This is a genomic window from Sphingobacterium multivorum (genome assembly GCF_900457465.1).
Lineage (GTDB): Bacteria > Bacteroidota > Bacteroidia > Sphingobacteriales > Sphingobacteriaceae > Sphingobacterium > Sphingobacterium multivorum.
The window spans coordinates 1,211,048-1,235,466 of record NZ_UAUU01000002.1 but is presented as its reverse complement, the minus strand read 5'-3'; the positions used below and the strand labels follow the sequence as shown (position 1 = coordinate 1,235,466).

General features: G+C 39.3%; 16 protein-coding genes and 2 rRNA genes. 15 read left to right on the top strand and 3 right to left on the bottom strand.

Translation table 11 applies throughout. From position 1 onward, the window contains the following. Positions 1-192 precede the first annotated feature (192 nt). The 5 genes from DTA23_RS05445 (at position 193) to DTA23_RS28490 (ending at position 4,829) form a co-directional block, all read left to right on the top strand. Positions 193-3,079: ribosomal RNA gene (locus DTA23_RS05445) — 23S ribosomal RNA — on the top strand. A 134-nt stretch (positions 3,080-3,213) separates the two neighbouring features. Beyond that, positions 3,214-3,325, top strand: a 5S ribosomal RNA gene (rrf, locus tag DTA23_RS05440). A 176-nt stretch (positions 3,326-3,501) separates the two neighbouring features. Next, complete coding sequence (locus DTA23_RS05435) at positions 3,502-3,855, top strand: ISAon1 family transposase N-terminal region protein (protein ID WP_070569066.1); 354 nt, start codon at positions 3,502-3,504, stop codon at positions 3,853-3,855. Further along, positions 3,848-4,282 (top strand): transposase, encoded by a 435-nt coding sequence (locus tag DTA23_RS28495; protein WP_256602848.1) that lies wholly within the window; start codon positions 3,848-3,850, stop codon positions 4,280-4,282. Before DTA23_RS05435 ends, DTA23_RS28495 begins: the two co-directional genes overlap by 8 nt. Before the next feature lie 217 nt (positions 4,283-4,499). After that, positions 4,500-4,829, top strand: coding sequence for a transposase (locus DTA23_RS28490; protein WP_256602847.1), 330 nt, complete (start codon positions 4,500-4,502; stop codon positions 4,827-4,829). 420 nt (positions 4,830-5,249) lie between these two features. On the opposite strand, the gene DTA23_RS05425 is transcribed toward DTA23_RS28490, so the two are convergent. From DTA23_RS05425 to DTA23_RS05415, 3 genes are all read right to left on the bottom strand, one after another. Further along, complete coding sequence (locus tag DTA23_RS05425) at positions 5,250-5,909, bottom strand: HAD family hydrolase (RefSeq protein ID WP_112374022.1); 660 nt, start codon at positions 5,907-5,909, stop codon at positions 5,250-5,252. A gap of 103 nt (positions 5,910-6,012) precedes the next feature. Then, positions 6,013-6,159, bottom strand: a complete 147-nt coding sequence (locus DTA23_RS05420; protein ID WP_256602846.1) for a DNA/RNA non-specific endonuclease — start codon at positions 6,157-6,159, stop codon at positions 6,013-6,015. Then, on the bottom strand, positions 6,156-7,577 hold the full coding sequence (locus DTA23_RS05415; RefSeq protein ID WP_112374020.1) for a fimbrillin family protein: 1,422 nt from the start codon (positions 7,575-7,577) through the stop codon (positions 6,156-6,158). Before DTA23_RS05415 ends, DTA23_RS05420 begins: the two co-directional genes overlap by 4 nt. A 726-nt stretch (positions 7,578-8,303) precedes the next feature. Between DTA23_RS05415 and DTA23_RS05410 the strand changes: the two genes are divergently transcribed. From DTA23_RS05410 to DTA23_RS05365, 10 genes are all read left to right on the top strand, one after another. After that, entirely contained in the window at positions 8,304-8,687 is a 384-nt protein-coding gene (locus tag DTA23_RS05410; protein ID WP_112374019.1) for a hypothetical protein, read from the top strand. A gap of 175 nt (positions 8,688-8,862) precedes the next feature. After that, entirely contained in the window at positions 8,863-10,854 is a 1,992-nt protein-coding gene (locus DTA23_RS05405) for a DUF4836 family protein (RefSeq protein ID WP_112374018.1), read from the top strand. 250 nt (positions 10,855-11,104) lie between these two features. Further along, entirely contained in the window at positions 11,105-13,036 is a 1,932-nt protein-coding gene (locus tag DTA23_RS05400; RefSeq protein ID WP_112374017.1) for a polysaccharide biosynthesis protein, read from the top strand. A 73-nt stretch (positions 13,037-13,109) separates the two neighbouring features. Beyond that, complete coding sequence (locus tag DTA23_RS05395; protein ID WP_112374016.1) at positions 13,110-13,895, top strand: polysaccharide biosynthesis/export family protein; 786 nt, start codon at positions 13,110-13,112, stop codon at positions 13,893-13,895. An 18-nt stretch (positions 13,896-13,913) separates the two neighbouring features. Then, positions 13,914-16,316, top strand: a complete 2,403-nt coding sequence (locus DTA23_RS05390; RefSeq protein WP_112374015.1) for a GumC family protein — start codon at positions 13,914-13,916, stop codon at positions 16,314-16,316. A gap of 321 nt (positions 16,317-16,637) precedes the next feature. Then, entirely contained in the window at positions 16,638-17,435 is a 798-nt protein-coding gene (locus DTA23_RS05385) for a tyrosine-protein phosphatase (RefSeq protein ID WP_112374014.1), read from the top strand. Positions 17,436-17,597: 162 nt separating this feature from the next. Further along, a complete protein-coding gene (locus tag DTA23_RS05380) occupies positions 17,598-19,181 on the top strand; it encodes a DUF3843 family protein (protein ID WP_112374013.1) in 1,584 nt (527 codons plus the stop codon). 299 nt (positions 19,182-19,480) lie between these two features. Beyond that, a complete protein-coding gene (locus tag DTA23_RS05375) occupies positions 19,481-20,035 on the top strand; it encodes an RNA polymerase sigma factor (RefSeq protein ID WP_112374012.1) in 555 nt (184 codons plus the stop codon). A gap of 56 nt (positions 20,036-20,091) precedes the next feature. Then, complete coding sequence (locus tag DTA23_RS05370) at positions 20,092-21,048, top strand: FecR family protein (protein WP_112374011.1); 957 nt, start codon at positions 20,092-20,094, stop codon at positions 21,046-21,048. Between the two features lie 3 nt (positions 21,049-21,051). Further along, positions 21,052-24,399, top strand: a complete 3,348-nt coding sequence (locus tag DTA23_RS05365) for a SusC/RagA family TonB-linked outer membrane protein (protein ID WP_112374010.1) — start codon at positions 21,052-21,054, stop codon at positions 24,397-24,399. The last annotated feature ends 20 nt before the right edge of the window (positions 24,400-24,419 follow it).

The window sequence follows — 24,419 nt, the reverse complement described above, 5'->3', positions numbered from 1 at the left end:
ATACCGGAAAAGAGTTCTTTGACATATTGAAAGAGAAAAAAAAATTACAAGAGAAGACAACAGTATAGAGACAATACGTGTATGTGTTTGATGTAGAGAGGAGACCCTCGGTGAATGCCGAACGAATCTCTGCGTAGCATATGGGTATATATATCAAAAGCAGCCGCATAGTAGCAAAAGGCTATGCCGGTGAAGAAAGTAAATAAGGGCACACGGGGGATGCCTAGGCTCTCAGAGGCGAAGAAGGACGTGATAAGCTGCGATAAGCTACGGGGATTGGCAAATGCGAACCGATCCGTAGATTTCCGAATGGGGCAACCTGACTATTTGAAGAATAGTCGTATAAAACGCGAACGCGCTGAACTGAAACATCTAAGTAGGCGTAGGAGAAGAAAATAACAATGATTTCCCAAGTAGTGGCGAGCGAACGGGAAAGAGCCCAAACCGTTTATGTTACGGCATAGACGGGGTTGTAGGACCACGACATTGTACAGCGCTATGAACTGGAAGCAGGTGGGAAACTGCGCGACAAGGGTGAGAGCCCCGTACAGGTAAAGAATGTTGACATAGTGGTATCCTGAGTACCGCGGGACCGGAGAAAATCCTGTGGGAATCCACCAGCACCATCTGGTAAGGCTAAATACTCCTGAGAGACCGATAGTGAACCAGTACCGTGAGGGAAAGGTGAAAAGAACCCCGAACAGGGGAGTGAAAAGAACCTGAAACCGTGTGCTTACAAGCGGTTGGAGCAGGCAGGTCCTGTGACAGCGTGCCTTTTGCATAATGAGCCTACGAGTTACTCTTGTCTGGCAAGGTTAAGTCCTTCAGGGACGCAGCCGAAGCGAAAGCGAGTCTTAATAGGGCGCATAGTCAGATGAGGTAGACGCGAAACCTTGTGATCTACCCTTGGGCAGGTTGAAGTTGCAGTAACATGTAATGGAGGACCGAACCGATAAACGTTGAAAAGTTTCCGGATGACCTGAGGGTAGGGGTGAAAGGCCAATCAAACTGGGAAATAGCTCGTACTCCCCGAAATGTTTTTAGGAACAGCGTCGGCGTAGAGTTTGATAGAGGTAGAGCTACCGATTGGGTGCGGGGGAGTCAAATCCTACCAAATCCAGACGAACTCCGAATGCTATCAAATATAGCCGGCAGTGAGGCTTTGGGTGCTTAAGGTCCAAGGCCGAGAGGGAAAGAACCCAGACCATCAGCTAAGGTCCCCAAATTCGTTCTAAGTTGAACTAACGAGGTCCGGTTTGCCCAGACAGCTAGGATGTTGGCTTGGAAGCAGCCATTCATTTAAAGAGTGCGTAACAGCTCACTAGTCGAGCGGCCGGGCGTGGATAATAAACGGGCATCAAGAACGGTACCGAAGCTATGGATTTGCATTGAAAGATATGCATCTGGTAGGGGAGCATTCCATCGCCGGGGAAGCACAGTGGTAATGCTGTGTGGAGGTTATGGAAAAGCAAATGTAGGCATAAGTAACGATAAGGCGGGTGAGAAACCCGCCCACCGAAAGACCAAGGTTTCCTGATCAACGTTAATCGGATCAGGGTCAGTCGGGACCTAAGGCGCACCCGAAGGGGGCAAGCCGATGGACAACTGGTTAATATTCCAGTACTCTTCATAACTGCGATGTGGTGACGGAGTAGTGACACTGCCGCGAACTGACGGAATAGTTCGTTGAAAGGCGTAGGTATTGGAGTTGTAGGCAAATCCGCAACTCTAGCTGAAACCCAATAGTACAGCAAAGCTCCGGTGGCGCTGATAGAGTAGGTAAACAGACTTCCAAGAAAACCCGCTAAGCTTCAGGTTATGAAGACCCGTACCGCAAACCGACACAGGTGGTCGAGGAGAGAATCCTAAGGTGCTCGAGTGAGTCATGGCTAAGGAACTCGGCAAAATGGCCCTGTAACTTCGGGAGAAGGGGCGCTGTCTCTGAGAGGAGCAGCCGCAGTGAAAAGGCCCAGGCGACTGTTTAACAAAAACATATGGCTTTGCAAAATCGCAAGATGAAGTATAAGGCCTGACACCTGCCCGGTGCTGGAAGGTTAAGAGGGGATGTCATCGCAAGAGAAGCATTGAATCGAAGCCCCAGTAAACGGCGGCCGTAACTATAACGGTCCTAAGGTAGCGAAATTCCTTGTCGGGTAAGTTCCGACCTGCACGAATGGTGTAACGATCTGGGCGCTGTCTCAGCCATGAGCTCGGTGAAATTGTGGTATCGGTGAAGACGCCGATTACCCGCAACGGGACGGAAAGACCCCATGCACCTTCACTATAGCTTAACATTGAGATTGGGTACAGGATGTGTAGGATAGGCGGGAGATGTTGAAGTGGCTTCGCCAGGAGTCATGGAATCAACCTTGAAATACCGCCCTTTCTGTATTCGGTTTCTAACTCCTTAATGAGGAGGACATTGTTTGGTGGGTAGTTTGACTGGGGTGGTCGCCTCCAAAAAGGTAACGGAGGCTTTCAAAGGTAAGCTCAGTACGCTTGGTAACCGTACGCGGAGTGCAATGGCATAAGCTTGCTTGACTGTGAGACCGACAAGTCGAACAGGGTCGAAAGACGGACATAGTGATCCGGTGGTTCTGTATGGAAGGGCCATCGCTCAAAGGATAAAAGGTACGCTGGGGATAACAGGCTGATCTCCCCCAAGAGCTCATATCGACGGGGAGGTTTGGCACCTCGATGTCGGCTCGTCACATCCTGGGGCTGGAGAAGGTCCCAAGGGTTGGGCTGTTCGCCCATTAAAGTGGCACGCGAGCTGGGTTCAGAACGTCGCGAGACAGTTCGGTCCCTATCTGTTGTGGGCGTTGGAAGTTTGAGTGGATCTGACCTTAGTACGAGAGGACCGGGTTGGACAGACCTCTGGTGAACCTGTTATGCCGCCAGGTGTACGGCAGGGTAGCTACGTCTGGAATAGATAAGCGCTGAAAGCATCTAAGTGCGAAACTAGCCACGAGATGAGACTTCCTTATAGGGTCGTAGAAGATGACTACGTTGATAGGCCATAGGTGTAAAGGTTGAGAGACCAAAGCCAAGTGGTACTAATAGCCCGAAGCTTTCTCAAGCAGATAAGACTGTTGTCTTCCTCTTTAATTTTTAGAAACGAAAAGAATAACAAAAAGAAACGAAGCTCTTTCAATATATATGTCAGTTGGCCTGACGATGATATATTATCATAAGACAGACCAATAAAGATTTTTAGGTGCCTATATCGGCGGTGTCTACCTCTTCCCATTCCGAACAGAGCAGTCAAGCCCGCCAGAGCCGATGGTATTGCCGTAACAGGTGGGAGAGTAGGTCGGTGCCTTTTTTTTACACGGAAGCCCTTGCTGGAAACAGTCAAGGGCTTCTTTCGTTTAGATACTCCCCGTACTTCCCCTGGCCTCATTGTGCCTTAGCAGTGTGAGGCATCTTTATGGGATCAAGCAGACTTCTTGGGGGAATATTAAAAATTTCCTAGTTTAGCATCTTTAATACAGATATCCCTTGCAAGACGCCGAACGTAAATTACTATCGCTATTGATGCCCGAAGGGCTTTTAGAATACTTTCAGATTTTAGAAGTCGATCAGGTTGACAATCAACTCCACATTTATTTAGACGAGCTTAATATTTCTCCAACAGGCTATGAGAACAGCAAGCTGGAGTCAAAGGGCTTTATGCCTTCTACAGAGATTTCCGACTTTCCCATTAGAGGTCAGAAAGTTACATTACATATCCGCCGTCGTCGCTGGACAGTCTTAGATACGGGACAGATTATCACAAGAGATTGGAACCTGGTCCGTGAAGGTACCCGAATGACAACTGAATTCGGGCTTTTTTTAAAGAAGATATTTGGATAACTATCCTGTAAGTGCCCAATTGGTAGGATTATTCTTCCAGATGGACGGCAAGCAACTTCAGGATCAATACAAGAACCATCTCAGTGACTTCCATGATTGGGGCCAAAAGCCACATGCAGAGCGATGGACTCTTTTCCCCGGGAATATCTCCGAACGCTTGAGCATCGATGAGACCAGTTTTAGCAACGGTGAATTATATACCATTGTTAGTAGTAAATCGGCAAAAGGGCGTAAAGGGACGATTTTGGCAACTATCAGGGGCACAAAGGCTGAGGATATCATGACTGTTCTTGAGCGAATACCTTTACGTTCAAGGAATAAGGTAAAGGAGGTGACCATGGATATGGCACTGGACATGGCTAAGGCAATCCGTAGATGTTTCAGGAATGCCAGGCGTGTGGTCGATCGGTTCCATGTCCAAAGTTAGCTTACGATGCAGTGCAGGAACTCCGTATCAGGTATCGTTGGGAAGTATTGGATGCAGAAGCAAGAAGATGGCCTATTCTAGAAAGCAGGGAACCCCATATGAACCCGAGTTGTTGCCTAATGGAGACACGCTCAAACAGTTACTGGCTAGATCCAGACACCTCTTGTTCAAGCATCCAGGCCGATGGTCCGAAAACCAGAAATAACGAGCTGAACAGTTGTTCATACGGTTTCCCAAACTAAAGCTCGCTTATGACCTTGGAATTGCCCTGGGTGACATATTCAATAAATGCAGGGACAAAAAGATAGCATTTACCAAGCTGGGACTGTGGCATAATCAGGTTGAGAATGCGGGCATCGCCTCTTTTGAGAGCGTAGCAAGATCCATTGCGGCACATCATCAATATATCCTACACTACTTCGACAACAGAAGCACCAATGCTTCAGCAGAATCTTTCAATGCAAAGCTCAAAGCTTTCAGGAGTGTCTTTCGGGGCGTAAGAGATACCACATTCTTCTTATATAGAGTAATGAAACTGTATGCTTAAAAACTTTACCCCCCAAACTTTCGGTATGATCCTCTTTATGTCCCTTTAATCATCTCAATTAACCGGCTGCCCACTTATTTATAGCTACAAGCTGCAAGATGAGTACTGGATAACCGGATCGTGGCATGATCAGAACATTTGAAAACGCTGCTGTAACTCCTTTACTTGCTCTGATCCCTTAGCACTATCTCCGCTGAAGTGGACATCCTCCTCTATGTATGTATACATACACATGAAGCTTGGTCATCCAAAAGGACAGCGTGAGCAACTAATGGATGCAAAATGTAGGCTCAGGACACTATAGGAAATTTACCTGATTTCATTGGATCGCCAATAGCAATGGTACGCAATCAACGACATTAGGATAGATTCAATAAAGACGGCACTTAAATCGCTATCGGTTAAAGTGCCGTTCTTTCTTTATATCTGCGTTGTTGCTGTAATATTAAGGAGTTCCCTTGGGGTATTGATAATGTATTTTGCCCCGTGTTGTCTCAATTCGTCTTCATCGCGAAAGCCCCAGGTAACACCGATTGCTGTTACCCCGGCATTATTGGCCGTATCCATATCGACCGATGAATCACCGACATACAGACAATTTTGTTTGTTGACACCTAATGTCTCGAGGCTATCTAGGACGATTGCGGGATCGGGTTTGGCTGGATGACCAGCGCGATGGCCGAGGACAAGGTCAAATGGAATATCGGGGAAGTATTGTTGCATCAGTGGGATGACTGCCTCGTGGTATTTATTGGACGCCACGGAGATGAGGTAACCTAAAGACTTCAATTCTTGAAGCAGCGATACAATTCCCGGGTAAGGCCGTGTATACGATACAGGTTTTTGTTCATAATAGCTTTTAAAAGCTCCAAGTAAGACTGTAATCGTCTCTGCCGTTCGTGCTTCTTCGGGCAATGCCCTTTCGATGAGTTTCTGTACGCCATTGCCTACAAATTTCTTATAAGCAACGAGTGGATGCGTTGGATATCCATGCTGTTCAAGAATAGCATTGCAGCTGTCCCCCAGGTCTTGTAATGTATCTAGCAGTGTTCCGTCCAGATCAAATATGATAAGTTTCATTTGATAAATCTAGTAAAATTGCGGTTGAACCATGGTAGAATAGTGAGATTAAATGGAGTTTAATTATTTCCAAATGGAGGTATTTATATTTCCTTTCTGTGTATCATTTAGATCGGGGGAAAAAAGTGAATCCAGTTATTTTTTCCAGTTCGCTTACGGTTAACCTATAATTTTCGAACGTGCTTCCTGAAGGTGGAATGACATTGTCAATCTTATAACCAATGGTATAATATTCGTTTCCTTTTTTCATTGCCAAGGCTTTAAAATAGTATTTTGGTTTGGCAATATCTTTTCCATCGTTGTCCGCGCAAAATCGAGGCTGTTTTCGGTGCTGGTCTTAGGTATTGCGCCAGTTACGACATACATCGTGTCACACTGTGCAGTCCAGGTTCTGACTTTCGTTTCGAGGTTTGCCCAAATACCTTGGTTAAGTCGTGAAACCTGTGCTGTCATGTTGGTAAAATAAAATGTTGTTTTATTTTGAGCAATATTGAGATTTCTGTCTGCACTTGGCAATTGGTGCCCTCTGTCGTACCCTGTTGGCTGAAATCCCTTAAATAGATTGGGTTGAAATGCTGTTGATACGGCAGGATCGTAACCCCAGGCATCCGTACGGTTGCCTGACCCTAGCACACTGTTGTATAAGGGGTATGCAACCCAATATGCCATTTTTAGCTTTTTGTCATATAGCATCGCATAATTTCTGCTGTCGCTTGCGTCGGGCATAAAATGTTGTATAAATACCTCATCACTACTGAGATTGCTCATTTTGGGTATTTCCAGATAAGCTTGTGATTCACCAATCCCGCCGCTCGGTTTTCCATTGTCAATGTTGATATCAAAGCTATATTGGCTTCCGGCTATTAAATTTTTTAAATTCCGATTTTGGGGTATTGTCCAGGTATAGGTATTGCCATTAGTGGCAATAAACTTAATGGCCTTTCCTGTGATATCTTCGCCAGGAAGTAGCATAAATTCTATATGGGCGGTTTTATTGGTATTTAGTGATACCTTTTTTTGCACATCCTTTTTTTCGGTTGAATTAACAGTCAATTTTCCTGTTGTCAAATCGAATCCTCCTTGGATGCTTATAGCTGGCATTTTTACGATAATCTGATTGGCTTCCAATGCGGCTGTATTGGTTATGGATAGCTTAATGTTGACTTTGCTCAGTTGTCGTACAAAAATAAGTGGTACTGTATTGTTGTTTTTACCGATGTTTTTGGCATTGTTTGCATACATCAGGTCTAAGGCTGCCGGGTTGGACTGGTCACTTATATTGATGGGATATTGAAAGTCTGCCAGTGATTTGTAAGGATAATAGGCGATAAAGTCCACGTTTTCATTCGGTAGGAAAACCGGGCTGTTACTTTGAAAAACCGAACCGTTAAAAGTGAAGGGGTAATTTTTGACCTGGTCGATAAGCGAAATTGCTGCCAAAGGTTGGTCGGCTTTGTACATATATACACCGATTTGGTCATTTTTATTCCAGAAACTCTCTGTCGTTTGTGTGTTGATTTGACCGACAATAGTAGGGGTAAATTGCACCGCTGCTCGGTCAATTCTAGTTTCCGTTTTCTGACAGGAGTTAAAAGTAAGCAATGCAATTATAATGTAGGCTATCCGGAATATATTTTGATCCGGTATCGCTTTGGTCTTGTTCGTCATATGAATAGCTAGTGTATATTGATAAAGTGATGGCAAAAATAGTTAAGTTCACTAGAAGTTACAGCGATCTTTTTAGTAATCCTGGTTATAAGGTTTGTATTGGATTGATCTTTAGATAGATATTTTAGGCACTATTTCGGTTTTTATAGTATCTCACTTGTAGTATATTTAAAGATCTCAAACAGTTGTTAAGACAATAATATAGGTAATTGATACAATATTTAGCAGTATGTGTTCCATACTTGTTTAAAAATCATTTGTTTTAGGTTGCTGTTTGCTATTATGTGTAGTACTAGGGTAACGCTTTTAATTCCTTTTGGAAAAAATTAATACGAAGGTGTTGATTTTCTTCATTTTTCCCTGAAATCAGGTAGTAAAATATATTCTCGTTTCTAATAAATTTGTCAATAGGAAAAAAATAGCACAATGTTTGCTGTTCATGTCAAAACATATATTGATTTGACAAATTATTAATCGTTACGAGGTTGTAATGGAAGAAGTATTTAAAGTAAAAGGAAAATTGAATAGATTTTATGTGATTATCTGTGCTGTTGTCATGGTATTGACGGCATCGAGCTGCTTTGATTTTGTTGAGCAGATCGACTTAAAATCAGACGGTTCCGGACATATTGCCGCCACATTAAATTTGAGTAAAAGTAAAACCAAGGTGTCTTCTTTAATGAAAATGAAAAGTATTAAAGGCATCCGTATACCTTCTCAGCGGACATGGAGAAAGAGATTCGATCTGCTGTTCAGCTGCTCAAGCAGACTAAAGGTATTTCTAATGTACAGTACAGCACAGATTTTACCAATTATATCGTTAATATTTCATGTGACTTTAGTCAGATAGAATCGTTGAATGCCTTTTCAGATATATTGGCAAATCGATTTAAAACGAACATATCGAATTCAAACCGCTATTATTATAACGCGCAAAGTAATGTGTTTGAACGCAAATTTGTGGCTTCTGCTGACTGGAAGACAAAATTCAATCAGTTGGGAAGCGATAATACGACCCAGTTTGCAGATGCATTCTACACGCAGATTATTCGTTTTGAAAAACCGATAGCTTCTCAGGCAAACCGGCCTGGCAAAGGTTGCCGGAAATAAGAAAGGGTCTTGCTAAAGCTACCTTTTATGGATTTGGTATATGGTAAATCGAGTTTGGCAAATAAAATCACATTAACAAAATAACCTAATAACATTGGTGAACCCAGGACCATATTTAGTTGCTGAAAGTGCTTCTATAGCGTAGGTTGGGTGTAGCTGAAAAATTATTTATAAGATGAAATCAAAATTTATACTGCTAGGATTAGCCTGTTTGTCTTTTGGGACAATTGTAAAGGCGCAGGACTTGATCAAACAGATCCCCGAAGATGCAGAAATGATTGCGGCCTTTAACGTAAAAGATATTGTACAGAAGGCTAATGCAAATAAGCTGAACGAGTTGCTTCAGAAAGCAGGTTTTTTTGAGAAATCGGGAATATCAGCGAGCAATGATATTAAAAATTTGGGAGTAGACCTATCTCAAACGGCCTATTTTTATACCAGAAAGACCGATAGTATCAGTTTTACGGAATTTATATTTTCTTTGAACAACAGGGGGCAATTTGAGAAACTGCTTCATGAGGCGGGTGAACCCAAGGCATTTGCCAATGGTTATACGAGCATAGGCCTCAAGGCGGGGAGTATGTTAGTATACAACGATCTTATCGCTAGATTTGTTTCGGCAACGACAAATACCAGCTTTTTGGACAATGATTCGATTGCTAGTCGTTATGGAATCCAAAAGGTGGATTACGTTGGGCGTCCAGCTGATGACGAAGATGCTTGGGCAGATACAACTGTAGCCGCAATGGACTCTGCTGCCGTAGTCTGGGATGCGGATGAAAATCTAGCGGTGCCAGTATCCCCACCGGTTGCTATAGCTGCGGAACCTGATACGATAGTAGGTGCTACAGAAGTACTGCCACCAGTTGTTGATATTGCTGCGGCTGCGGCTGCGGATGCAGCGGCTGACGCGGCAGACATGCATGATCCCGGTTATTATGATTCGCTTTATACGGCCTATGAAGATCAAAATCGGAAAAACGATTCGATTCGTAACGGCTTACGTGATAAATGGTTATTGAATGAAGTTACCCGTTTGGTTTCAGGGAGTTATAAGTCTTTGTCAATTGCAGATCAGGAGAAGGTTTTAAAGAATCTCGGGCTTATTCGATTGTATGTTCCTCATGTAGAGGATCTGTACCGTGGTCTATTGCCTTATACCACCTCTCTTCCTTATTATTATATGGGAATTAAACTGGATAAGTTCAAGACGGGTTATCAAGACGGTCTATTGGATTTAGTGCAAGAGGGGAATGTGCTGAAATTAAAGGGATCTGTGGGTTTAGATAAGGCCCTTGCTGAGATGACCAAAAGAATGTATGCGCGAAAACCTAATTCGAAGTTCAGTAAATATTTAACGGATAAAACCTTAGGTTTTTTTAATGTGAATATTAATTCAGAGGCTTATCTGAGAGAAATGCCTGCCTATATGGCAAAATATTATAGCGGTTTATTGGGGCCTCAACAGGACCTTGTCGAATGGGGACTGATGGCTCTTGAAATAGCACTAGATGAAAAGGCCATTGCCCAGGTAATGCCAGGAGACCACCTCGTGGTTGTTAACGGTCTTCGTAAATTCAAAAAAGATTATATCGATTACACCTACGACGATGATTACAATGCAATCGAAGTGAAAAAGACCAAGGAAGAAACACTTCCAGTATTTATTTGGATGTTCACATCAAAGGATCAACGTCTGATAAAAAAAGGCTTGGACATGGCTGTTTCAAAGCAAGTTGGGCAGGTCTATGATGGCATTTATGCGTTTTCAAAACAGAAAGCCAAGGATTTTCCAATGTATGTTCTCTTGAAAGAAGATTTGGTAATGGTTAGTAATGACTCATTGTCCCTAAATGATATCCGTCAGAATAAGATGAATGCTCCCGGAAATAAAGACTTTGTAAAACTGATGAAGCAAAACAAGATGTCAGCAGCTATTGACCTACAAAAGCTACCGACAATGTTAAAGGAAATGGGGGTTACACCGGATAAACAATGGGAAACAACACTGGCACAACTCAATCAATATGGCAGTACCGCAATTACTTCCAAAGGTGTGGTTGGTAACCGTGCTGAGGTTGAAATGTCGACAAGATTGCCGCAGACCAGTGATGGTGCGATCAGTTATTTACTCGATCAAATTTTGGCGGAATTAAATAAAATGTAGCGGCTCCCCAAAGTGGATTATTTATTTTGTTGTGATAAAAATGTGTTATGAAAGTATAAAAGGTATATGAAATTCTATAATTAGTTACGAAGTGTCGTTTTTAGTATACATCAAATTCTAAATTTGGTGTATATTTGTTCGTTTTATGCAATGTGCTTTCGGTTCAAAGAAAATATTGATAACCTTCTTTTTTGGTTTGTTTTTTGATAATTCTGAGGCGGTTTTGTAATCCAAGGAAAATTTGATCTTTATGAATTTATCATATATAAGAAGAAGGCTTCGCAAAGAAAATCCACGATGGGTTGTATTAATATTTGATTTGGGTATAGTTTTGTTTTGCTATATCTTCTCGAATTTTATTGTTAATAGCTTTAAGGGAAGTCTAGATATATTTGATATGATGTGGAAAGCACCTATCGTATTAATGATTTATCTCAGCTGTTTTGTCATAATGCAAACCTACAAAGGTATTGTAAGGCAAACAGGGTTAAGTGATGCCGTTAAGATATTTAAAACATCTTGGCTTGCTTTTATGATTTTGGCATTATTAAGTGCGATAGTTCGGGTTTTCTTCGGTGAAGATCAGAATATATTTGGTTTTCTTAGATTATCATATGGTGTACTTTTAATGCATACCTTTTTTACGATGGTTTCTTTGGTTGCCTCCAGAGTTTTTTATCGTACAATATATGAAAGTTTGTTTCTGAGGAATAGAAAAATGAAGCAAGTGTTGATTTTTGGCGCTTCAAGACCAGGTTTGGTTGCGTTCTCTTTACTGAAAGAAGATCAGAGGACAAAATATCAAGTTATCGCATTTGTTGAAGATAAGGCCTCGCGTGTGGGGAAGCGTATTGCGGGGTTGCCTATAATCGATATTTCTAGTTTAACAAAAGATTTTATTCGAGGGAATGATATCTCTGATGTTATTATAGCGGTTGAAAATGACGATCCCGAAAGATTGGCGAAAATAACAGATGCTTTTCAGCAATTGAAAGTTGAGTTGAAAATTATGCCTCCGGCCCATTTATTGTTAAATTCGGGTATCAAGAGAGAAATTAGGCCTCTTAAAGTAGAAGATTTATTAGGGAGGAAAAATATAAAATTGAACAATCCTGCAATAACAGCTGAGACTGAGAATAAAGTAATTCTGATAACGGGCGCTGCAGGATCTATCGGGGGGGAACTTTCTCGTCAAATTGCAAAACAAAGATTTAAAAAACTGGTTTTATTAGACCAGGCCGAATCTCCACTTTATGATTTGCAGCAATCATTAAACCTGAATAATTCTGATAAAATAAAGTGTGTTGTTGGCGATGTTAGGGATCTTGTATTCTTAGATCATTTATTTAATCAGTATAATTTTGATATCGTTTTTCACGCTGCTGCTTACAAACATGTTCCTCTAATGGAAGATAACCCTTACGAAGCTATTTGGACAAATGTTGTTGGCTCTAAGAATCTTGCAGACCTTTCCTTAAAGTATAATGTCAAAAAATTTGTTATGATATCTACTGATAAGGCGATAAATCCTACAAATGTGATGGGAGCAACGAAGAGAGCTGCTGAGATTTATGTCAGCAGTTGTTATGGTAAGGGTAATACATCGTTTGTTATTACACGTTTTGGAAATGTATTAGGCTCAAATGGTTCAGTTATTCCTTTGTTTGAGAAGCAAATGTCTGAAGGAGGGCCACTTACACTTACGCATCCTGATATTACACGTTATTTTATGACTATTCCGGAGGCTTGTCAATTAGTTCAGGAGGCTGCCGTTATGGGCCAAGGCGGGGAGATATTTGTTTTTGATATGGGTAGCTCTGTCAAAATTATGGATTTGGCTAAACGGATGATTCGTTTAAAAGGATATCGGTATCCTGAGGATATTGATATCAAAATAGTGGGACTTAGACCTGGTGAAAAAATCTTTGAAGAGCTGTTAGCAAATGGTGAAAATACCTTGGAAACTCATCATCCTAAAATTATGATTGCAAAAATTAATCATGAAAATCTAGCATTTAAATGTGAAAAATTGAAAGAACTTGTTACTATGACCTCATTGCAAAAAATGGACGCAATGTCCTTGGTAAAAGTTTTAAAAGAGATTGTTCCAGAATTTAAATCCCAAAATTCAGATTTTAGTGTATTGGATTTTGATAGTGATGGGGTTCAAGTAGCAACCTAATTGTAATCTTGAGATGATTATTCAATAAAAAAATGATATTTTTACCACGAATTATACAAATAATACTTTATTCATGCATACTTATTTTAAGTTTAAACATTATTTTCAATTATTATTGCTAACAAGCATAGTTTTAGGGCTAACATCATGTGGCTCTCGAAAAAGTATAATATACCTCCAATCCGACTCGACAAATATTGTTAATGATTACGAAAAATACATTCCACGTATACAACCTAATGATATTTTATCAATAACTGTTTCTGCTGCTGATTTGAAAGCTGCTATGCCATTTAATCAAGTTAGCCCCTATCAAATGAATAGTGCTACTAGTACCGATTTGGCAATGAAGCCAACTTACACCGTCGACCAAATGGGTATGATTGATTTCCCTGTAATAGGTAAGATTCGTTTGGAGGGTTTGACAAGAATGGAAGCGATGGATAAATTGCGGGGAGAATTAAAGAAATATATTGTTGATCCAGGGGTTAATATGTCATTCAATAATTTCAAAGTGACGGTGATTGGGGAGGTGGCTCGTCCGGGCTCATTTCCATTACAAAATGAGCGTATAACATTGCTTGAGGCCTTAGGTATGGCTGGAGATATGACGATGAAAGGGGTAAGAAATAACGTCTTGGTCATACGAGAGGTAAATGGACAAAAAACGGTTAATCGAGTGGATCTTTCTAAACAAGGTGCTTTAAATTCCCCTTTTTATTATTTAGCACAAAATGATGTTGTGTATGTTGAACCAAATAAATCTCAAATTCGAAATGCTAATTATGGTCAGAATACGAATGTGTTGATCTCAGTAGTTGGTTTGATTATCACTGTTATTTCTGTTATTGTACGTTAAAAATTTACAAATTTTATTATGCCTGATAATTTATCTCAATTGAGTTCTGATTCACAAGAAGACCAGCAAATAAATATAAAAGCCCTTTTTGAGCAATATTTTTACTATTGGAAATGGTTTGTTTTGTCTATTTCAATCGTATTATTTAGTGCATTTCTTTATCTTAAATTTGCAACTAAGCAATATAAAGTAGATGCTAAAATACTGCTGCCAAATGAAAATGAAGGTAAAGGTGAGTTGGCTGGCCTAGCGGATCTCGCATCTATCACTGGTAGTACTGGTAATACGGCTAAAGTAATGGATCAGATTGATGTTCTTAAATCTAGAAGATTGGCGGGAAAAGTTGTCGATACGCTGAATTTGAACATTTCTTATTCTGAAGGTAGATTTAAGAAAGAAATGTTAGCACAACAAGAATCCCCAATTCGCCTCTTTTTGGTAAATTCAAATATATCTTACCAAGATACAATAAAAGGACGATTTCGTGTTGATATACTCTCTCCCACAAAAGTAATTCTCGAAGATGAATTTGGAAAGAATACAAAAGAGATTCTTCTTGGAACAAAAGTTAAGTCAAGTTTAGGTGAGATTATTCTTTTGCCTCAAACTCCAATTATTCAGTCTTTTATTAATAAAAGTATAAACATTACAGTTCTTCCTAGGTTGAATGCATTAGAGAATCTAGTGAAGGATATAAATGTGACTCCTAATCAAGAAAAGCAATCCTATATTATTAATTTTTCAACTACTTCTGCCTCAGTCTTACAGGCTTCTAAAATTATTAATGAATTAATTAATCAATATAATATAGATCTTACTCAAGATAAAGATAAACTTACTAAGGCTACGTCTAAATTTATCAACGAGCGACTCGATAAAATTTCTGGGGATTTGTCTCATGTCGATAGTAAAGCTGAAAGTTTTAAAGAAGGGAATCGTCTAATTGATGTTGAATCTGAAGCGAAGCTTTTTCTTGAAAATGCTTCAGAATCAGATAAGAAAGTTGTAGAACAAAGAACTCAGCTTCAGTTGGTTGATTATATGAAGCAATATGTGCAATCCAACAATACCGAACTTTTGCCTACAAATATCGGCCTTCAGGATCTTTCAATTGAAAAGACAATTGCTGAGTATAATAAGATGGTATTAGAAAGAGATGATTTATTGAAGTCTTCTACTATTGATAATCCTGTCATTAAAAATATCAATGATAATATTAGGGTCTTGAATAACAATGTGATAAAGTCATTAAATAATTACCGAAACGTTACACAATTAGCCCTAAATTCTGCCCAAGCTAAGAAATCGGAGTTACAAGGTAAATTGAGTAATCTTCCTAAACAAGAACGTGGATTTAAAGATATTTCAAGAGAGCAGCAGATTGTCGAATCTCTTTATCTTTTTTTATTACAAAAAAGAGAAGAGAATGAGATCAAGGCCGCAGCAACACCGGACAATTTAAAGATTATTGATGAAGCCTTTGGCTCCAATATTCCAGTATCTCCTAAGAAAAGTATTGTGTTGTTAGGAGCTTTAATTGTTGGCGTGATCTTGCCATTTGGTATATTATATTTAAAGTTTTTATTGGATAACAAAATTCAGTCTAGGAAGGATATTGAAGATCTTATAAAAGCTCCTATATTGGGAGAGATTCCTAGAAGTGAGCATCCTATCATCCAGGAGAATGATCGTTCTTCATTAGCCGAGGCTTTTCGAATACTCCGTACAAATATGTCCTTCATGTTGGGACCTAATAAAAATGATTCGAAAGTTATTTTTATTACTTCAACAACGTCTGGAGAAGGGAAGTCGTTTGTGTCAACTAATCTAGCGAAAATTCTTGCCATGTCTGGGAAAAAGGTACTTCTGATCGGTGCAGATATCCGAAGTCCTAAAGTTTTGGATTATTTGGGACTTGCTCACCTTCAACACACCAATATAGGTATCACGCAGTATATGATTAATCCCGACATGGAACTTGATAATATCGTAATAAAGAAACCTGGGAATTACAATTTTGATATTATTTATTCGGGTTATGTCGCTCCAAATCCCGCGGAACTTTTAATGAACGGTCATTTTGACGACGTTATTGAGTACGGACGTAGAAATTATGACTATGTTTTGGTTGATACGGCTCCCGTGAGCTTAGTGACTGATACTGTATTAATTGCCCATAATGCCGACTTAACTATTTATGTGTCACGAGCAAATTATCTCGATAAAAGATTGTTACAAGTGCCTAAAGAGCTTTATCAACAAAGTAAATTGAAAAATATGGCTTTTGTAATTAATGATGTCGATTTTGCCAGAGGTTATGGCTATGGCTATGGCTACGGTTATGGTTATGGTGAGAGAGAAGATAAGAGTAGTAGAAGATTCGACTTTCTTCGAAATTTATTTAAATCTGCTAAAAAGTAGCTAGTTATCAGATATTATATCAATTATTAAAAGGCATCAATATTTAGTATTGGTGCTTTTTTGTTGGTACTCTTTTTGCTGTATTAATTTGGAGTTTTTTTGAAAAGCAGTTTCAAAGCATTTCTGCATAAACTGTAAATAAAAGGTTATAATGTAATATTTTGAGCTTTTACAAAAATTAGTTACAACTATTAAATTAGTTTTTTCTATAGAAAGGAATTGGTTTTTTAAATAAATTATGTTTAACTGTAGCGTTTTGTTTATGTTTTCCGTTATATTTGTAGTTTCTATTAAATTACTTTAAAATTATTTGATTAGTATATGGGGATATTGTCAAAATTGTTTACGGGCAAGAAAAAGGATTCAAAGATAAAGGTTGTAGGAAAATTAGCCTTTCTAGAGGTCGATATGCATAACCATATTTTACCAGGAATTGATGATGGAAGTCAATCTGTTGATCAGTCGATAGAGTTAATTAAAGGCTTAAACAGAATGGGATTTGATAAATTTATCTGTACGCCGCATATAATAGAAGGTGTTCATCCTAACACTTTGAGTACAATTGAAAAATCAAAGGATTTGTTGGTCAAAGAATTGAAAAAGATACCAAATTCTCCAGAGATATTTCATGCTGCTGAACATATGGTAGATGATGGGATTGAGAAATTAATCGGTTCAAATGAGTTGTGTGTAATGCCGGGCGGTTATGTGCTTATTGAAATGTCATATCTTCAAGAGTCTAGAGCGTTATTTAAAACTATCCTTGATATTCAGAATTTGGGATATAAACCAATTTTAGCTCACCCGGAGCGTTATAACTATTATCATTATAATTTTAATATGTATAAGCAGATTAAGGATGCAGGATGTATGCTACAATTAAATTTGTTATCGATAAGTCGTTATTACGGTGTTGAAGTTAAATCTGCTGCATTAACCATGATCAAATCGGGTATGTATGATTTTGTCGGAACAGATACTCATCACCAACGCCATCTAGTTGCATTGGAAGAGGTCGTTGCAAAATATCCTGTTAGAGATTTACTTAAAACTTGTAATATAATTAACTCGTCGCTTCAAGATCACTTAACACTTGATAGTGTGAACGTTGCTGGTTAGTAGTTTTGAAGTTATTATTCCTAAAATAATTAGTCTAATTCGTCTTAATATATTTTGTTGTTAAGAAAAGTGGCGAATAGTGAGTCCTATTTCTGCTATCTTGTGTTTTGCCCGTATGGATATTTCGAAAATTTGGCTACTTTTGGTTTTAGCATTTTTCATATGAGAGGAAACAGAATTTTTATTCAAGACTGGATAGCACACCATACTTATCAAAAAACAAACGAAATAGATAGTTATTACTTACGCGTTGCAAATGAAATCAATGATAGTTTATCTACACTATGGTTTGAGGAGCAAGAGACAAATGATCTCATCCATACCGATACTTTAAAGACATTGAGTATCTATCTAACGTGTTACTTAGAAGACGTTATTGCGAAAACAGGAATTTTTGCTGCTTTTAGAACGATCCATACAGAACTATACAATCAACTTTTGCCTTTTTATAATGATAATGACCTAACGGATTATTATGCTGAGGATATTAATAGTGAAGATATAGCTGTATTGACCTGGTTATTTTTCAGTGAACGTAATCCACATTTATTTATTGATCCCCGTGGTCGTTTGATCCAATTGGTTACAGATTTGGCCTATTCGATCTTGGAAGAACATTATGAAGTTGCTCCTGAAAATGAAAAGTTAAAACTAGAATATGTTTTGGACGAAGGGGCGAACTATTTTGAAGTCCGTAATTTTATTGAAAAGCTTGTTGCCACAAATTACCTGACAGCGGGTGAATATAACACCAATCTCAATCATTTGATGCAAGTTGCGGAGATAGGGCGATATCAACACGATCAGAATCAGTTACAACAGATGATCTATCGCGTTCGAGATAACCATTTCAATAATTACAGACTGCATCTGTTTGCATTGAAGGCATCTGAATTTGTAGCTGAGGTGGTTGGCAAAGAACATGCGCTATATGGTATTGTCAAAACTTTAGGTAATCGTATTAATAGTTTTTTTGAATATGTAAAAGCGGACGAGCTTTATGTGCATGTAAAACATATCGGTACAAAGACAGCATTTAAAATCTTTAAGGACTCTATACAGCAATTTGTTGAACCTACGGAAACCTTATCTTTCTATATGGAAATTGTGCCATGGAAAGATGCTTGGAATCTCTCTGGAATCATGACCGTTGTGAATACCGATGAGGTAAATTTTGATTTACCGGAGCAGTATGAGATGACTTATCGCATTGAGGCCTTGAATGGTAAGGATAAGAGTTTGAAGAAAACGGAAAAGCAGCTGAAAGATATGGGCAAATTGTTCCAGTCAGAACATAAGGCGGCTGTTGCGTTTATGGAAGGAAAAGAAGTGAAGGAGTTTGCAACAGATTTCTTTAAGAAGTATCAACAAAAATACCCGAGCAAAGAAGAATCTCCACTTCCAGAATCAAATTTGGATCTTACGGAAGATGCCCAAGTTACGGTATTCTTTAATCCAAAAACGGGTTTAGAAGTTTTTGGCGGTATAGCGGAATTTTTCCCATTAAAGAATAACGACTTCGCGGAGAAAGATGGTGAAATTGAGGTGCCTTATGCACGCTACTTTTTGAATCTTTTGGTCGAAGATTTTTTCCCAAGTGAGTTGCCGAAGTACTATGTTAATCTATTCAAGGCGGAAGTGGACAAACAGTTCTTCTTTCCGGTGAACGACGAGGTCCTTGATTTCTTTCTCCGTTTCTATAAACGAGGAACTTACTTCTTGGGACCATTTCCATTATTAAAATAACTCGTGTATCGACTATAGAAATACAGGAATACATAAAAGTTCCATTGCCTACCTGCAATGGAACTTTTTTATGCATCTAAGTCAGGCTATCCTTTGCTGTATAAGATGGTGTGGTCCTTTAGACATTATTTTGTTGATCGAATATCCCATGAAATTGGTGTTAATTTAATATAAATTGATTGTAATTAAATTGTTATCACTTGTGAATCTGGGTCTACTTGTCGCATATCCCACGCATTTATGGGCATATTTTAAAAAATTCTCACTAAACTTGTAGGATCAATTATATGTGATGAAGAATGCCTATTGAAAATAATAATGCCTTGGATTTTAAAACTTTCTTTTTGTTGTATAAGGACAAAGTGTATAAATATGCTTATTTACATCTGAAAGAAGAACCAGCTGCCGCAGATTTAGTCCAGGAAACATTCTCTCGAATTTGGAAAAAATGGGCAGAATTAGATGGGAATAAAAATCCGCAGTCTTACCTCTATACGATTGCCCGAAATCTTGTTTTCGACGAATTGCGAAAACAAAAGGTCAGATTCCAATTTCAGGCTACAGACATCGATCAGACCAAATTGGTAGACAATTCGAATGAGGAAGCTATTCGGTTTAAAGATTTGGAGCGCGTTTATCGTGAGGCCATTTCAAAACTCCCGAAAGCGCGACTCGAAATTTTTCTTTTGAGTAAAGAAGAGTTTTTGGATAATCAGGAAATTGCAGATAGGCTTGGGATTTCCGTTAATACCGTCCGTGATCAATTGGTTAAAGGCAACAAGTTTGTTCGGCAATATATTATTGATCATTTTGAGATTTCAATAGCCCTATTGATTTTTTTAAATATTTTTTAGAGCCGCATCGTCTTCTGGTCATCGAGGTACGTATATGTATTTAAAGATGGGCATAGATGATGAATTCCAAAATAGCTGCTTTATATAGAAAATTCCTTAAGGGAGAACTTAGTCCCGAGGAAAACGCCATATTTCTTGATTTACTGACTTCTTGTGACAGGGATGAACTTCCAGATGTGGAAGAGGTTGTTGCGCTAGATGATCGTGATTGTGAACTGAACAAAACAACTTCTGAAGATATCTTCTTTACGATTACAGGTACGCCATTGACGACGCGTGTAGTACCTATTTGGAAAAGACGTTGGTCTGTCATTTCCGCCGCTGCCTGTTTACTGTTGATCGGCCTTGCTTTCTTATTTCAATTTAAGTTTGGGGAGCAACATAAGAACGCAGCCTACGCAACTGTCCATTATTCTAATCCGACAAAATTTGTGAAGAGGCTGGTACTGCCAGATGGTACACATGTTTCTCTGCGACAGGGAGCACAGATTGAATTGTTGTCAGATTTTGATACAGACAGTTTACGTCGGATCAAACTTTCAGGCGAAGCCTTTTTTGAAGTCGCCAAAAATCCTGAGCAACCTTTTGTGATAGCCAGTTCGGGCGACTTTGATGTTCGTGTGCTGGGCACAGCCTTTAACTTAAACTGTTCGCAGGGGCACAGTCGTTTGGTATTAAATCATGGCCGCGTATGTGTATCTCGCGGGAAGGAATATTCCATTGTGAAACCTGGGCAGCAAGTTGCCTATGATGAGCGACAAAAGCAATTTGATGTATCCAAAGCAGATACGACCAGCGCAACAAATTGGAAGAGTGATCTTTTATCGTTTAATCAAGTTCCTCTTACCCAGATCGTCGCCGATCTCAATAACCTTTATCCGGATAGTAACCTCGAATTGATAGACTCTTTCCGGACGGAAAGTTATACAGGTTATCTACCAGCAAGTGATCTAGAAAAATCACTTACGATGCTTAATACCGCATTTAATCAAATAATTATCCATAAAAAGTAATTTATGAAAAGAACCAATTACTATTTAAAACTTATGGGAAGTGCCTTGCTCTTTCAGTCGCTTGCACTTCAGACCATGGCATCACAATTTTCGACCAGTGAAGGAATTGGGAAAATCCTCACACGAATGGAACAAAAATTTAATGTCAAATTTGGCTATGACGCTTCGATATCAAATCAAAAAGTCAATGACTTAGTTGATTTGAGTACATTGAAAAAGGAGCAGATTGTTCAATTTATTCAGACCATTTCGGACGGAAATCTGGAGGTCAAGAAAATTGATGAGAAGCTGTATGTGGTCTCGAAGAGAACCAATAATGATGTTAGAAGTAAGAATGATAAGCCGATTTCCGCTGTTTCCAACGAGATTAGGGGTAAGGTTGTCGATCAGGAAACAGGTCAGCCTATCGCTGGTGTCACAGTACGTGTGAAAGGGACTGCTGTTGCTGTTACTACGGATGGTAGTGGTGTTTTCAAATTGCCAAATACTGCTGACGATGCAATCCTTCAGATTTCCTATATAGGGTATGAAAGTATTGAAATTTTGGCGGCACAAGCAGGGACTATTAAACTAGCCAAATCCTCCGAAGCATTGGAAGAGGTTGTTGTGACAGCGTTGGGTATAAAAAGAGAGCAAAGGGCTTTGGGCTATTCAACTCAAAGTGTGAAGGGAGAAGATTTGACGCGTGTTAAAGGAGTAGATGTCGGGACGACTTTGACCGGACGTATTTCCGGTGTACGCGTTATGAATAGTACAGAATTTAACAAAACACCACAAATCGAAGTACGTGGACTGACACCTATTTTGGTCATTGATGGCGTGGCTTACGAAAATATGGACCTAAGGGATGTCCCTGTTGACAATATCCAGGATATGACCGTTTTGAAAGGAGCTACCGCTACCGCCCTTTATGGAAGTAAGGGACAAGGAGGAGCCATCATGATCACGACCAAAAAAGGTTTAGCAGAGAAAGGAACAGAGATTACGGTGAATACCAATAATATGTTCTTTTCAGGCTATCTTGCGTTGCCTGAGGTGCAGCATAGCTATTCTTCGGGAGAGTCCGGAAAATTTAACAATGATGATTATGTCTGGGGGGATAAATTGGATATTGGCCGAACTGCCGAACAATGGAATCCAATTAGCAAACAGTATGAAGTAAGTGAGCTTACGTCAAGGGGTAAGGACAATTTTAAAAACTTTTTGGAACCAGGGTTTATCACCAATAATACTGTCAGCTTTACTAATCAAGGGGACCATGGAAGCATAAGAACATCCATTAATCATATTTATAATAAAGGACAGTATCCCAATCAAAAGTTGAACCTGACAAATATTTCGGTGACAGGAACAACAAAGATCAGTGAGAAATTTGACTTAGAAACTAGGCTTGGGTATAACCGAAGTTCTTCCTCTAATAATTTTGGTTCCGGCTATAATGATCAAGGATACATCTATAATATCTTAGTGTGGACCGGCCCCGAATATAATTTGAAAGATTACAAAGACTATTGGCTAGTGAAAGACCAGTCTCAAAACTGGATGTATAAAGGGTGGTATGATAATCCGTACTTGATCGCGCACGAAAAAACTACTCCCGAATTGATCAATAAGGTGAATGCCGCTGTTACCTTGAATTATAAGGTGAACGATTGGGCGAAATTCATGGTGCGATCGGGTTATGATTATTATGGCAAGTCAAGAACACAGCAAAATCCGATCGGAATATATGGAACACGGGGCGGATTTGAAGATTTCGGTGGTTTTGATAGTAAAGGGAAGTATATGAAAGCCGATTATGATGGCTTTGCGACTACGAACGATGCGATTTTTACTGCCAAGAAAAATTTTGGCGACTGGGGAGTTGATGGATTATTAGGGGGGTCTATTTTCTATAGCAAGGATAATAATTTGATCGCAAATACAGTTAACGGTTTGTCAATTCCAGGATTTTATTCATTACGGAATTCAATCGATCCTGCAAAGGCGGTAGAATCCCGTATTAAAGAAATGCGAAATGGGCTTTATGGACGTCTTTCTTTGTCTTGGCGAAATGCGATCTTTTTGGAAGCTACTGGACGTAATGATTGGGTTTCAACGTTAACAAAGGATCATCGTTCTTATTTTTATCCTTCAGTTTCGGGAAGTGTTGTTGTTACGGACCTGCTTCCATCAAAACCTCTTTGGTTGGATATGTTCAAGGTAAGGGGATCTTGGGCGATTACAAAATCCGTACTGAATCCATATGAGATAAATTCAACTTTTTCGGTAACAAGCAATGTTTGGAATGGCCTACCAACAGCCTCTTATCCAAATATTATCAAAGACTACTCGATTTCACCTACGCAACGCGATTTGACCGAGTTCGGGTTTGACTTCGCGGTATTGAATAATCGGTTGTACGGTAATTATACCCGCTATTATCGTTTATTGCACAATCAGATCGTCAAAGCTAAGATTTCAAAAACTACAGGATTTGAGGAGCGTTTGATCAATACGAAAGAGGAAGAGATGACTAAAGGGCATGAAATCACCTTGGGTGGTACACCGATTAAGCGTGAAAATTTCCAGTGGGATATCACGATGAATCTCTCTCAAAACATGCGTTATTTTCATAAACTAGATCCTCAGTATTCAAAAGATGCTCTATATGTTAAGGAAGGGTTGCGAGCTGATTATATCGAATATAAGGACTGGGAGCGTTCTCCGGACGGACAAATGATATTAAATAGTTCTGGGATGCCCATCTCGGCGCAATATGCCAATCAATTGGTAGGATATACTGCACCAAAATGGTTTTGGGGTTTTTCAAATCAGTTTCGTTATAGAGACTTCTCATTTGGTTTTAGTTTAGATGGACGGATCAAAGGGATGTCTTATTCAACAATGAATGGTCGTTTGTGGCAGACAGGTTCACATCCTGATTCAGATACACCATACCGTTATGAGGAAGTGGTTAATGGCAATAAAACCTTTATCGCTCCAGGTGTTAAAATCATTTCCGGTAGTGTGACCTATGATAAGTATGGTCAGATTACAGAGGATACGCGTGTATTTGCTCCAAATGATAAAGTGGTTTCATATGAAGGGTATTACAAACGAGCCTATTCGGGTCGATGGAACTATTGGGATGAAACATTCATTAAACTACGTGAATTGTCGCTTAGCTACCGAATGCCGGATAAAATCGCCTCGAAGTTTAAAGCGAAACGTGCAAGTGTTGGCGTGACTGGGCAAAACTTATTGTTGTGGACCAAAGAGTTTCGTTTCTCTGATCCAGATGTGGGGTCTGAGGATTTAAGTTCACCATCGATGCGATACATTGGTTTTAATATTAACCTAACTTTTTAAAAACTACAAAACAAATATGA